Annotated in this window: 9 protein-coding genes; 5 read left to right on the plus strand and 4 right to left on the minus strand. The window is 69.1% G+C overall.

Features of this window, described 5'->3' with window-relative positions:
• Positions 1-32: 32 nt before the first annotated feature.
• From G6N60_RS13095 to G6N60_RS13105, 3 genes are read left to right on the plus strand one after another with little or no spacing between them, the layout of a single operon-like run.
• Positions 33-1,517, plus strand: coding sequence for a condensation domain-containing protein (locus tag G6N60_RS13095; RefSeq protein WP_163737624.1), 1,485 nt, complete (start codon positions 33-35; stop codon positions 1,515-1,517).
• A 16-nt stretch (positions 1,518-1,533) separates the two neighbouring features.
• On the plus strand, positions 1,534-2,916 hold the full coding sequence (locus G6N60_RS13100) for a WS/DGAT/MGAT family O-acyltransferase (protein WP_163737627.1): 1,383 nt from the start codon (positions 1,534-1,536) through the stop codon (positions 2,914-2,916).
• The gene (locus G6N60_RS13105; protein WP_163737630.1) at positions 2,913-4,253 is read left to right on the plus strand and encodes a hypothetical protein; all 1,341 of its coding nucleotides are present in this window, start codon (positions 2,913-2,915) and stop codon (positions 4,251-4,253) included. Before G6N60_RS13100 ends, G6N60_RS13105 begins: the two co-directional genes overlap by 4 nt.
• Here G6N60_RS13105 and G6N60_RS13110 read toward each other — a convergent pair.
• Positions 4,250-5,506 (minus strand): glycosyltransferase, encoded by a 1,257-nt coding sequence (locus tag G6N60_RS13110; protein WP_163737634.1) that lies wholly within the window; start codon positions 5,504-5,506, stop codon positions 4,250-4,252. The genes G6N60_RS13105 and G6N60_RS13110 overlap by 4 nt on opposite strands.
• A 171-nt stretch (positions 5,507-5,677) precedes the next feature.
• On the opposite strand from G6N60_RS13110, the gene G6N60_RS13115 reads away from it, so the two are divergent.
• On the plus strand, positions 5,678-8,881 hold the full coding sequence (locus tag G6N60_RS13115) for an MMPL/RND family transporter (protein ID WP_163737637.1): 3,204 nt from the start codon (positions 5,678-5,680) through the stop codon (positions 8,879-8,881).
• A 17-nt stretch (positions 8,882-8,898) separates the two neighbouring features.
• Positions 8,899-9,924 carry a polysaccharide pyruvyl transferase family protein gene (locus G6N60_RS13120; protein WP_163737640.1) on the plus strand — a complete coding sequence of 342 codons (1,026 nt, stop codon included), beginning with the start codon at positions 8,899-8,901 and terminating at the stop codon, positions 9,922-9,924.
• 5 nt (positions 9,925-9,929) lie between these two features.
• On the opposite strand, the gene G6N60_RS13125 is transcribed toward G6N60_RS13120, so the two are convergent.
• From G6N60_RS13125 to G6N60_RS13135, 3 genes are read right to left on the minus strand one after another with little or no spacing between them, the layout of a single operon-like run.
• A complete protein-coding gene (locus G6N60_RS13125; protein ID WP_163737643.1) occupies positions 9,930-10,712 on the minus strand; it encodes an ABC transporter permease in 783 nt (260 codons plus the stop codon).
• On the minus strand, positions 10,709-11,452 hold the full coding sequence (locus tag G6N60_RS13130) for an ABC transporter permease (protein WP_163737648.1): 744 nt from the start codon (positions 11,450-11,452) through the stop codon (positions 10,709-10,711). Before G6N60_RS13130 ends, G6N60_RS13125 begins: the two co-directional genes overlap by 4 nt.
• On the minus strand, positions 11,449-12,381 hold the full coding sequence (locus G6N60_RS13135; RefSeq protein WP_163737652.1) for an efflux ABC transporter ATPase subunit, DrrA-related: 933 nt from the start codon (positions 12,379-12,381) through the stop codon (positions 11,449-11,451). The genes G6N60_RS13130 and G6N60_RS13135 overlap by 4 nt, the downstream gene beginning before the upstream one ends.
• Positions 12,382-12,466 lie beyond the last annotated feature (85 nt).

Genomic DNA, 12,466 nt, shown 5'->3' on the forward strand with positions numbered 1-12,466 from the left:
CTCACCGAAGTACCTGGAGCCGGGGAGAAATAATGGTTGCGATCAAGGCGATCAACGACTGGATCGGCACGTCGGGCGACGTGGTGTCGTGGCACCCCTCGCCCGCCAGCGCCAAGAAGGTCCTCGCCGCTCCCGTGAGCGACGTCCCGCCGAGCTACCAGCAGGCCCAGCACGTGCGCGGCTACCTCAGTCACGTCGCAGGCGGCACCGAGATGGCGCGGCTGAACATCCCCGCGTGGGACATGCCCGGCCAGTGCGACCTGCGCGCGATGAGCCATGTGATCAACGCCTACCTCCGCAGGCACGACACGTACCACAGCTGGTTCGAGATGGCCGACGACGGCACCGTCGTCCGGCACACCGTCACCAACCCGCGCGACATCAACTTCGTCCCCACCAAGCACGGCGAGATGACGGCGTCGCAGTGGCGCGAGCACATCCTGGCGACCCCGGACCCCCTGCAGTGGGATTGCTTCTCGTTCGGCATCATTCAGCGCTCGGACCACTTCACGTTCTACATCAGCGTCGACCACGTCCACACCGACGCGATGTTCATGGGCCTGGTCCTCGTCGAGATCCACATGATGTACGCGGCGCTCGCCAGCGGTGGGTCGCCCATTCCGCTGCCGCCGGCCGGCAGCTACGACGACTACTGCCTGCGCCAGCACGAGTTCCTGTCCTCGCTGACCCTGCAGACCCCCGAGGTCGAGGAGTGGGTCCGCTTCGCCCGGTGCAACGACGGCACGATGCCGCACTTCCCCCTGCCGCTGGGCGACCCGCCCTGGTCGGTCACCGGCGACCTCGTCACGGTGCGCCTGATGGACAAGGCGCAGTCCGACCGGTTCGAGGCGGCGTGCAACGCGGCCGGCGCGCGGTTCATCGGCGGTGTATTCGCCTGTGCGGCAATGGCACAGCACGCTCTGACGGGGTCGACGGACTATCACGTCATCACCCCGACGACGACGCGCCAAACCCCCGCGGAGTTCCAGACGACGGGCTGGTTCACCGGCGTCGTGCCCGTCTCGGTCACGGTCGACCCCGAGTCCTTCGCCGCGACCACCAAGGCAGCCCAGGACTCGTTCGACGGCCGGATGTCCTTGGGGCCCATCCCCTTCGATCGGGTTCTCGAACTGGCCGACGAGTCCATGGGACTGCGTGCGCCGCAGCCCGGCGTGCCGATGGTGTCCTTCCTCGACGCCGGACTGCCGCCCCTGTCGGCCAGCATCATCGCCGAGTGGGAACGGATGAACGGCAAGGTCTACAGCGATGCCCGCGCGGCCTACCAGATCGGCATCTGGGTGAACCGCGGCGAGCGGGAGACGACCGTCACCGTGGCGTTCCCGAACAACCCGATCGCGCGCGAGTCGATCGACCGCTACCTGACGGCGATGACGGCGGTCTACGCCAGCGTCGCCGACGGCACCGGCGCCTCGGCACGTCACCTGCGGCACGGAGAGGCCGTGCGCCGCAACGCAATTCGCGAACGTGAGCCCATGTTGCCGATGGCCAAGGGATGAGAGTGGCTGTACTGCAGTGACGTCGACCGACACCGAACCACGGACCGATCGTCGACCGGACAACCGACTGGACTACGTCGACCAGGCGCTCTACCTGGGTCTGCGCGCCACCGGGCAGGCGGCGGTGACGATGATCGTGTGGGTCTACGACCATCCGATCGACATGGACGGCGTACGGCGCTTCCACCAGGACATGGGCTACGGCATGGCGGGCCGGCTCATCGAGCCGTCGATCCTCCCGTTCGGACGGCATCGCTGGGTCACGTCCACGGGGCCGGCGACGGCTCTGCGCATCGCGCCGGAGCCGCGGCCCCGCTCGGAGCTCAGCGACTGGATCGACGAGAGCGCGCAGCAGCCGATCGATCCCGAGTTCGGCCCATCCTGGCACATGAGCGTCCTGCACATGACCGACGGATCGACCGCGGTGAGCCTGGTGGGCTCGCACTGCGTGGCCGATGGCGGTGGCGCGCTGCTGACCGTGTACGAGGGCGTCCTGGGGCTGCGCCGCGACCTCGGCTACCCACCGCCCCGGTCCCGGACCCGGCGCCAGGCCTTGCTCGCCGATACCCGTCAGACATTGCGCGACCTGCCCGAACTGGGCCGCACCCTGGTCGCCGCGGGTCGGTTCCTGCGCGATCAGCGCAAGGCGGCGGCCGGCGCGCCCAAGGCCACCCCGCCTGCGCTTCCGGCCGGGGCCGACCTCGACGAGGCCGTGGTGCCGCCGTCGGTCGCGGTGATCATCCCGATCGAGGAGTGGGACCGTCGCGCCGCCGAGCTCGGCGGCAACATGCACTCGCTGCTCGCCGCGCTGTCGGCCCGGCTGGCCGTGCACCAGGGCCGCGAGCTGGCCGAGGACGGCACCGTCAGCCTCATCGTGCCCATCAACGACCGCACCCTGGAGGACGCCAGGGCCAACGCCGTGAAGCTGGCCTACGTCCGGGTCGACCCCACCACGGTCACCACCGACCAGACCGAGACCCGCGCCGCCATTCGTGAGGCGCTGCGGGTGATGCGCGAAAAGCCCGATCCGGCAATGGAATTGCTTCCCCTGACGCCGTTCATCCCGAAGGTCGCCGTCCGTCGCACCGCCGACCTCGCCTTCGGCTTCGCCGCTCAGCCGACGTCCTGCTCGAACGTCGGGGACCTTCCCGTCGACGTGGCCAAGCTCGACGGCACCGCGGCCGAGCTGGTGATCATGCGCGGAGCGGACCAGCACGTCACCCGTCGGGTGCTCGAGGAGCGCCAGGGCGTGCTGACGCTGGTGTGCGGACGGCTGGACGGCAAGGTCAGCATGACCATCGTCGGGTATCAGCCGGGGGCCATCAACACCAAGGAGTGCCTGCGGGAGCGGGTGGCCACCTCACTCGCCGAGCTCGGTCTGACCGCGGTCGTCGTATGAGCGCAGCCGGGGACCAGCTGGCCTTCATCGACCAGGCGACGTTCCTCTCGCTGCGGGCGACCGGCCGCGCGCAGCTCGTCCAGTACGCGTGGATCTACCCCCGCCCGGTCGACATGGCCGGGCTGCGGCGGTTCCACGAGAACCTCGGCTACGGATTCGCGGGGCGGTTGATCGAACCGGCCGCGCTGCCGTTCGGCCGGCACCGCTGGGTGGCCTCGACCGGACCGGCCGGCGAGCTCGACGTCGGCGACGAACGGGCGCCGAGCGCGCTCGGCGCCTGGATCGAGGAGCGCTCCCAGCGCCGCATCGATCCGGTTCACGGGCCGGGCTGGCACCTCGGGGTGCTGCCGATGACCGACGGCTCGACGGCCGTCACGCTCGTCGCGTCGCACTGCCTGCTGGATCACGGGGCGTCGGTGCGGACGGTGACCGACGCGGTCAACGGCGAGCGCCGCGACTTCGGCTACGAGCCGCCCGGTGCGCGGGACCGGTCCGCGGCGTTGGCCTCCGACGTCCGGCAGGTCGTCCGGGACCTGCCGGAACTGGGCCGCACCTTGCTGACCGCCACCAAGTTCGCCTATCAGGGCAGGAAGCAGATCTCCTCGGCGGGTGCGTCGCGACCGCCCGCGGCGGTGCAGCCGACCGACGCCCCGGTGATCCTTCCCGCCGTCTCGGCGATCGTCGACGTGGGCGAATGGGATACCAGGGCCGCCGAGTTGGGCGGCACGGGCTACTCGCTGCTGGCCGGATTCGCGGCGCTGCTGGGGGAGCGCCTCGGCCGGGCGCGTCCCAGCGACGGGTCGGTGACCCTGCTGATCGCGATGAGCGACCGCGGCGGCGACGACGACCGTCGCGCCAACGCCATGAAGATCGCCTCGGCCACCGTGGATCCGGGTCCGGTCACGATCGACCTCACCGCGGCCCGGACGGCGGTCCGGGAGGTGCTGGTCACCCTGCGTTCGGGGCCCGACGACAAGCACGCACTCCTGCCGATCACGCCGTTCGTCCCGAAGGCGGCCGTCCGCCGGGCGGCCGACCTCATCTTCGGTGACCTCCCGGTGTCGTGCTCCAACCTGGGCGACGTTCCCGTCGACATGACGCGGGCCGACGGCACCGAGGCCGACTTCATGCTCTTCCGACCCGTCGACCAGGGCGTCACCCGCAAGGCACTCGAACGCGCCGGGGGACAGCTGGTGGTGGCCGCCGGACGGGTCGGGGGCACCATCTCAATCGGCGTGATCGGTTACGAGGTCGGGGCCCGCAATAGTCGAGAATGGTTGGCGGACAAGGTTGTTCGCACTCTGGCCGACTTCGGCCTCAAGGGCGCCATCGTCTAGCCGGCGACCGGCACCCGGCCCTTCCTGGCCGTCTCCTGCAGCAGATCGGCGACCGTCGACGCGCTCGTGGCCGGCGGAGTCATCCGCGCGGCCGCGAGACGGGCGCGCTCGCGGCACTCCGGGCTGAGGGCGGTGCTCAGCGCCTTCTTCAGCGAGCGCGCCGACGTGCGTGAGAAGCGTTGCGCCACGCCAACTCCCATGCGGTTGATCTGAGCCGCCCAGACGGGCTGGTCGGCCGAGACCCACAGGACGACGGTCGGCACCCCGGCGCGGACGCTCGCGGCGACGGTGCCCGCGCCGCCGTGGTGGACCACGGCCCGACAGGCGGGGAAGACCGTCGAGTGGTTCACCGCGCCGACCAGCGTGACGTGGTCCTGGTGGGGGAGGTCGGCGACGTCCCACACCCCCGTGCTGATGACGGCGCGCTCGCCGAGGTCGGCACACACCGCCGAGATCATCTCGATGGCGCTGCGCGGCGATTCGACGGGCATGCTGCCGAAGCCGAAGTAGATGGGTGGGGTGCCGTCGGCCATCCACCGGGCGAGCTCGTCGTCGGCGGCGGTGGGCAGTTCCAGGGAGATGGAGCCGACCAGTGGGCGCAGGCCCTGCCATTCCTCGGCCAGGCCGGGAAAGAACACGTCATCGTAGGCCTGGATCTCCAGCGCCCCGCCCTCGACGATGCGGCGGATGGCCCGGACCTTTGCCTGGGGCAAATTCAAGGCGCGTCGCTGAGCGTCCTCGGCGGCCTTCATCACCCGCCAGTGGCCCCACTCGACGGCCGACCAACCGGTGCGCAGCACCGGCCCAGGAATGCGCACCGGCAACACCTTGCCGTTCATCCGGCAGGGGAAGTAGTGCAGGGCCGCCAGCGGTATGTCGCGCGCTTCGGCGACGTTGGCCGCGACCTCCTGATAGGTCGTGCCGGTGAGGATCAGGTCGGCGTCCTGCGCGAGCGACGTCAGCGTCGCACTCATCTCGGCCCAGCCCTCGGTGACGTAGTCCCGCGCCTTGCGGAGCACCGTCGCCGGGTTCTGCAGCTTCCACCAGTCGCGAAAGATGTCTGCTTCCAACTGTTTTTGCGAGTCCACGCCGTACGCGACCGCGTTGGGCAAACCGGCCGAGGCGACGAACCCGACGAGGTTGGGCGGGACCGCGACGCGCACCTCGTGCCCGCGCCGCGAGAGTTCCAGGGCGACTGCGGCGCAGGGCTCGACGTCGCCCCTGGTGCCATGGACGGCGATGACGAACTTCATCGGCGGCCGGGCCGCCAGGGGATCGGTACCGTGGGTGTTTGCGTGCGTTGGTCAGGACGAGATCTGAGCACACCCGATTAGAGCACGCGGACGTGTCGACCGTCGTTTGCAGTCGGCCACATCGCGATTCATCTCGAACCGAGAGGTTGCTGGCCGGTGTAACCTCTCACCATGTTCAGCCGCCCCCGCTTCCGTGGCGTGTCTGTGCATGGGGCCTTCGAGAGCTTGGGGCGGTTCGTCGTTCGACGTCCCTTCGCCGTCATCGGGGTGTGGCTGGTGGTCCTCGTCACCGGGTTCGTTCTCGTTAGCCCGCTCATCGTCGTCGCCCAGCGGAACCCGCCCGATTTGCTGCCCAAGGACTCACCGGTCCTCGCGGCGAGCGCATTGATGAAGGAATCCTTCAAGGAAGCCGACGGCGGCAACATCGCGGTCGTCGTGCTCTCCGACGACAAGGGGCTCTCCAAGGCCGACGAGGACGTCTACCGGAAACTGGTGGACGCACTGCGTGCCGACACCGCGAACGTGAAGTCCACCCAGGACTTCGTCGCGATCCCCGAGCTCCGCCCGACCATGACGAGCAAGGACGGGAAGGCCTGGACGCTGCCGGTCAGCCTCGCCGGGAACATGGGCACCGGGCCCGGGCAGCGCTCCTACAAGCACGCGCTGGAGACCGTCAAGAAGGCCACCGCGGGGTCGTCGCTCAACGTCAACGTCGTCGGCGCGGCGGCCACGTTCGAGGACCTCAACAGCATCGGCGAGCACGACCAGACGATCATCGAGCTGTCGACGGTCATCACGATCTTCACCATCCTGGTGATCGTCTACCGCAATCTGGTGGCGATGCTGATGCCGCTGTTCACCATCGGCGTCACGATGGGCGTGGCCCAGCAGGTCGTCGCCGCCATGGCGGAGCTGGGTTTGCCGATCGGTCCACAGACCCTGGTGCTGATGACCGGCATGATGATGGGCGCGGGCACCGACTATGCGGTCTTCCTGTTCAGTCGATATCAGGAGTGTCTACGCAAGGGGATGGGCTCCGACGATGCCGTGGTGTACGCGCTCGCCACGGTCGGCGAGGTCATCACCGGGTCGGCGGCGACCGTCGCGCTGACGTTCCTCGGGTTGTCGTTCGCCACCCTGGCGGTATTCCTGACCGTCGGTCCTTCGCTGGCCGTCACGATCGTCATCGCGCTGCTCGGTGCGCTGACCTTCCTGCCGGCGCTGATGGTGCTCGCTGGGCGCAGGGGCTGGGTCAACCCGCGCAAGGACATCACCGGGCGGTTCTGGCGGCGGTCGGCGGTGCGCATCGTGAAGCGACCCAGGATTCACCTGGTGGGCAGCCTCGTGGTGCTGCTGGCGCTGGCCGCGTGCTCCACGTTGGTCAAGTACAACTACGACGACAGGAAGAACATCCCCGCCAACGCCGAGAGCAACCTCGGCTACGAGGCGCTGACGAAGCACTTCCCGGTCAGCACCACGATGCAGCAGTTCATCATGGTGCACGCGCCGGACGTCGACCTGCGCGCACCGAAGTCGCTGGCGGACTTGGAGCAAATGGCATCGCGCATCGCGCAGGTGCCCGGCATCGACGTCGTGCGCGGTATCACCAGGCCGAACGGCGAGATGCTCAACGAGGCCAAGTCCACCTATCAGGCCGGTGAGGTCGGCTCGAAGCTCGGCGACGCCTCGGGCCTGATCTCGTCCAACGACTCGAACCTGTCGCTGCTCAGCGGTGGCGCCCGCAAGATGTCCGACGTGCTCAACCAGGTTCGCGACCAGGTGATCAGCTCCCTGGCCGACGTGCGGTCGATGGTCGGCAACCTCGGCGAGATGAAGGCGACCCTCGGCGACGCCGCCACGCTCGACCAGATCGACAAGACCGCCAAGCTCGCCGCGAACATGACCTCGACCGGTGACGCACTCGGCAACAGCCTCGACCAGATCACCGACGCCTACCACTCGTCACAGTCGATGCTGACGGTGTTGAACGGCAGCGTCGCGTGCAACATCGACCCGTCGTGCGTGTCGTCGCGGGCCGAGCTGCAGCGCCGGGTGAACGCCTACGACCCGGGTGACGTGGCCTACCTGGAGGCGCTGAGCCGGGGACTCAAGGGCATCACGGGCACCGAGCGCGTCGACGACGTGATCCGCACGGTCGGTTCGGATCTCGACAACGCGATCACCGCGGCCCAGAACCTGGGCATCAACACCCCCGATCAGCTCGACGGCAAGCTGGCCGAGGTCAAGAGCGGTGCGGACAAGCTGGCCGACTCGGCCAAGCAGCTCGCCGACGGCGTGCAGCTGCTCGTCGACCAGACGCGCAAGATCGGCGGCGGACTGGACCAGGCGTCGAGCTTCCTGCTGGCGATGAAGCGCGAAGCGTCCGACCCCGCGATGTCGGGCTTCTACATCCCTCCGCAGATCCTCACGCAGAAGGAGTTCAAGAAGGCGGCCCAGCTGTTCGTCTCCGACGACGGTCACACGGTCCGCTACCTGGTGCAGACGGCCTACAACCCGTTCGGGGTCGAGGCCATGGATCAGGTCAAGGCGATCACCCGGGCCGCCGAGAGCGCGCGGCCCAACACCAGCCTCGCCAACGCGAGCATCAGCATGGTGGGCTTCTCGGCCTTCAACAACGACATCCGCACGCACTACAACGCCGACCTGAACTACATCATCATCATGACGCTGGTGGTGGTGTTCCTCATCCTGGCCGCGCTGCTACGCGCGCTGATCGCGCCGCTGTACCTCGTCCTGTCGGTGGTGCTGTCCTATGTCTCGGCGACGGGCATCGGCGTGATCTTCTTCCAGTTCATCCTCGGCCAGGACATCTACTGGAGCGTCTCGGGAATGGCGTTCCTGGTGCTGGTCGCGGTGGGCGCGGACTACAACCTGCTGTTGATCTCGCGAATACGCGACGAGGCGAAGTACGGCGTGCGCTCGGCGGTCATCAAGACCGTGGGCGCCACCGGCGGCGTCATCACCTCCGCCGGGCTCATCTTCGCGGCGTCGATGCTGGCCCTGACCGTCAGCAGCCTGGCCACCGTCATCCAGCTGGGCTTCATCATCGGCGTGGGACTGCTGCTGGACACGTTCATCGTGCGGACGGTGACCGTGCCCGCCGTCGCCGTGCTCGTCGGCGACGCGAACTGGTGGCCGTCGAAGACCCCGCGTCAGCTCATCGCCGAGCGCCGCGCGCAGGCCCGCGCCCGGCAGTTCGAACAGAACACCGACGCCTACCCCGTAGTAGGGTCCGACGACATGGAGGACTCCGAGGATCAGCTGGACGACCCCTATCTGACGGCGATTCAGGGGGCGAGCCGCACCAGGTCGGCGTGGGACGTCGACCGCGGCTTCCCGGGTTCCGGGCGGTGATCCGGCGGCATCGCCACGTGACCACTCCCGTCGTCTCTTATCTCGGCTGGCACGGTTACCGCAATCTCGGCGACGACGCGATCTACGACGCCGTCACGGGGCAGCTGCCCGGTGTGACGATGCTCGACCTGCCGCGCCAGCCGCAGGACTGGGTGGCGGCCACCCTGTCCGGGAAGCGCCGGGCGCTGCGCGACGCCCCGCTGCTCGTCGGGGGCGGGACGATCCTCGGCCGGCGGCACTGGCGCTACATGATCGGCTACGGCCTGTCGCAGTCCCGGCACGCCGGTGGCTACGCGATCGGCGTGGGCGTGGAGGACGCGGTCTTCCAGGGCCGCCGAAGCGGGTCGGGACGCGACGAGCTCTCGCGGTGGGGTCCGCTGCTATCGAGGCTGCGCAAGGTGTCGGTGCGCGGTCCGCGCAGCGCTACCCTGTTGGCGGACATGGGATTCGACGCCGACGTGTCGGGCGATCCGGCGCTGCTACTGCCGCGTCCCGACGTCCGTCCCGAGGAGGGGCGCATCGGCGTGAACGTCGGGTTCGGCGACGACCTGTGGGGTCACGACCCCGGCGCGCTGGCTGCGCAGTTGGCCGTGGCGGTCGACGACCTGCGCAGCCGCGGCCACGAGGTCGTCGGCATCCTGATGAACGAGGCCGATCGGAAGTGGACCAGAACCGCGCTGGGTGACGACGGGGTCGTCATCGCCCCGGCCACTCCCGAGGAAGCCGCCGTGGAGTTGGGCCGCTGCTCGCTGGCCATCGTCACGCGGCTGCACGCGGGCATCCTCGCCGCGCTGAGCGGATCGCCCGTGCTGACACTCGAGTACCAACCCAAGTGCCGCGACTTCGCCGCGTCCATCGACGACGAACAGTGGCTGCTGCGCACCGACGCCGTCACCTCCGGCGCCGTGCTCGACCTCGTCACCGGCATGCTCGGCGAGGCGGCCGCGATCAGGGATCGCAAGCTGGCCGCGGTGCAGTCGCTGCGCTCGCGATTGCAGACGGACTACGAACAGGTCCGCACGCAGCTCCAGCTCGCCGGCTGACCCGATCAGCCGTGCTGGGCGGCGATGCGGTACCCGCGCACCGCCAACGGGACCGCGATCGCGCCGATGCCGAGCACCCACCCCGCCGTCACCAGGAGCCAACCGGTGGCCGGGTCGCCCACCGCCAGGGCGCGCATGGTCTCGATGGCCGCCGACATCGGCTGGTAGCGGATGACGGGGGCGACCCACGACGGAAACAGCTCGGTGGGGGCCATCCCGGAACTGCAGAAGACCAAGCCCACCGACCCCGTCCCCAGCCACGTGAGGACGACGTTGTTCTCCGCGCGGGCGCCGACGGCGATCACGAGGCTGGCGAAGACCAGGGCCACGGCCATGGGGATCAGCACGAAGGGGACGATGGTCCACCCGCTGGCGAAGCGGAACCCCATGACGACGCCGACCGCCGTGATGAGCAGCCCGCCGCCCACCGAGCGGATCGCCTCCGCCAGCAGCGTCCCGAGCAGCGCGCTCGCACGGTGTACCGGCAGGGTCCAGAACCGGCTGAGGATGCCGGTGTACCGCTCACTGGGGATGGCCAGGCCGAGCGCCAGCGCCCCGAACAGCGCTCCGGCGAGCGCGCACATCGGCACCAGTCGGTAGAGGCTGTCGCTACCGGTCAACCGTCTCATCGAGTCGCCGACGAGCAGACGGTAGGTGATCAGCAGCAGAGTCGGCAGCAGCAGCGCCTGCACGGGGACGATCGGCGAGCGCCGCCATCTCGCCACGCGGCGGCCCGCGAAGACGATGCTCTCCCTGAGCAGTGACGGAGGCCGAGGAGCAGACGTCATCCCGGTCGCCTCTGCATCCGCACGGCCACCGCTCCGAAGACCACCAGCATGCCCAGACACCACGCCAGGCTCGTCGCGAGGTTGTTGGGATGAACCACGCCGTCGGTGAATCCGCGCAGCGTCTCGGTGATCTGGGATACCGGCTGCTGAGCGACGAAGGGGCGCAACCACTCTGGGAACGCGCTCACCGGGGCCAGCCCCGTCGACAACAGCACGAGGAGCATCTGGGGCACGAAGAGGATCTGGCTGGCGGCCTCGACCCGGTTCAGTCGGGTGCCGACGGCGTCGGCGGCCAGCGAGAGGGCGAGGGTGAACGCCATGAAGAGCGCGACGAAGGCGACGGCGTACCCCACTCCGCCGGTGAGCCGGAAGCCGAAGACGTACGCGACGACGAAAGCCGTAATGAGAGCGAGGATTCCACGCAGCAGGCAGTACAGCATCCGGGCGGCCAGGGGGACCGCGGCGGCGATGGGGAGCGACTGCATGCGCACGCCGAACCCCTGCGACTGGTCGCGGGCGGCACGGTCGGCGGTCGTCATGGAGCTGAACACCGTCGCCTGAATGACCGTGATGGGCAACAGGTATTGCGGATAGCTCAGCGATCCGGTGTCGATCACCTTCCCCAGAGCCAGCATGAACCCGATGAACGTCGCCAACGGCGTGACGATCGCGAAGACGAGGTCCAGATCGCGGTAGGTGTTGACGAGCACCCGTTCGGTGAGTGCCGAGAGCGCCGTCATGCGGTGACGGCGGGCTGCGTCAGGTGCAGGAACACCTCGTCCAGCGACGGCTTGCGCAACGAGATGTCGATCAACTCGATGTCGTTGTCGGACAACCGGCGCAGCAATTCGCGCAGGGTGCTCACCCCGTCGATGGCGGGGACGGCGACCGTGCACGCCTCCTGGTCGCACTCGACCTCGTCGAAGTCGGCGAGCAGTGCGGCGACGCGCGCGACGTCGGCCGGATCGACGAGGGTGACCTCGCAGTACCCCTGTCCGACGAGCTTCTTGAGCTCACTCGCCGTGCCGCGGGCGATCACCTGCCCCGAGTCGAGGATGACGATCGAGTCGCTCAGGACGTCGGCTTCCTCGAGGTACTGGGTGGTGAGCAGGACCGTGACGCCCTGCTCGGAGAGCCCGGACACCAGCCCCCACACGGCGCGGCGACTGCGCGGATCGAGTCCCGTCGTGGGCTCGTCGAGGAACAGCACCTTGGGCGGCACGACGAGTGCGGCGGCGATGTCGATGCGGCGGCGCATGCCACCGGAGTACGTCGACACCGGCCGGTCGGCGGCGGCCACGACGTCGAACTCGTGCAGCAGCTCGTCGGCGCGTTCGCGTGCCTGTTTGCGACGCAACCCGCGCAGGCGCCCGAACAGCGTCAGGTTCTCCCGGCCCGTGAGGAGGATGTCGACGGCCACGTCCTGCCCGGTGACGCCGATGCTGGAACGCACCTTCGCGGCCTGTCGAACCACGTCGTAGCCGGCCACCTTCGCGTAGCCGGTCGTGGGGGTCAGGAGCGTGCACAGGATGCCGACGGTGGTCGTCTTGCCCGCTCCGTTGTGGCCGAGGAGCGCGCAGATCGAGCCCGCGGGGACGTCGAAGCTCACGTCGCGCAGCGCCGGTGCAGACCCGCCGAAGGACTTGCCGACGTCGCGTAGCTCGATCACGGATCGATACTCTACCTGCCGAGAAGACAACTGGTCGGCCACCGTTCGGTTCGGCCGAAAGGTATTCATTGGCCTCCTTCGCCGT

It is taken from the genome of Mycolicibacterium madagascariense (genome assembly GCF_010729665.1).
Classification (GTDB): Bacteria; Actinomycetota; Actinomycetes; order Mycobacteriales; family Mycobacteriaceae; genus Mycobacterium; species Mycobacterium madagascariense.

What these genes read in the sequence shown, in the direction of transcription:
- G6N60_RS13095 (WP_163737624.1), top strand. Translation starts at nt 33, where the DNA reads ATGGTTGCGATCAAGGCGATCAACGACTGGATCGGCACGTCGGGCGAC.
- G6N60_RS13105 (WP_163737630.1), top strand. Translation starts at nt 2,913, where the DNA reads ATGAGCGCAGCCGGGGACCAGCTGGCCTTCATCGACCAGGCGACGTTC.
- G6N60_RS13110 (WP_163737634.1), bottom strand. Translation starts at nt 5,506, where the DNA reads ATGAAGTTCGTCATCGCCGTCCATGGCACCAGGGGCGACGTCGAGCCC.
- G6N60_RS13115 (WP_163737637.1), top strand. Translation starts at nt 5,678, where the DNA reads ATGTTCAGCCGCCCCCGCTTCCGTGGCGTGTCTGTGCATGGGGCCTTC.
- G6N60_RS13125 (WP_163737643.1), bottom strand. Translation starts at nt 10,712, where the DNA reads ATGACGTCTGCTCCTCGGCCTCCGTCACTGCTCAGGGAGAGCATCGTC.
- G6N60_RS13130 (WP_163737648.1), bottom strand. Translation starts at nt 11,452, where the DNA reads ATGACGGCGCTCTCGGCACTCACCGAACGGGTGCTCGTCAACACCTAC.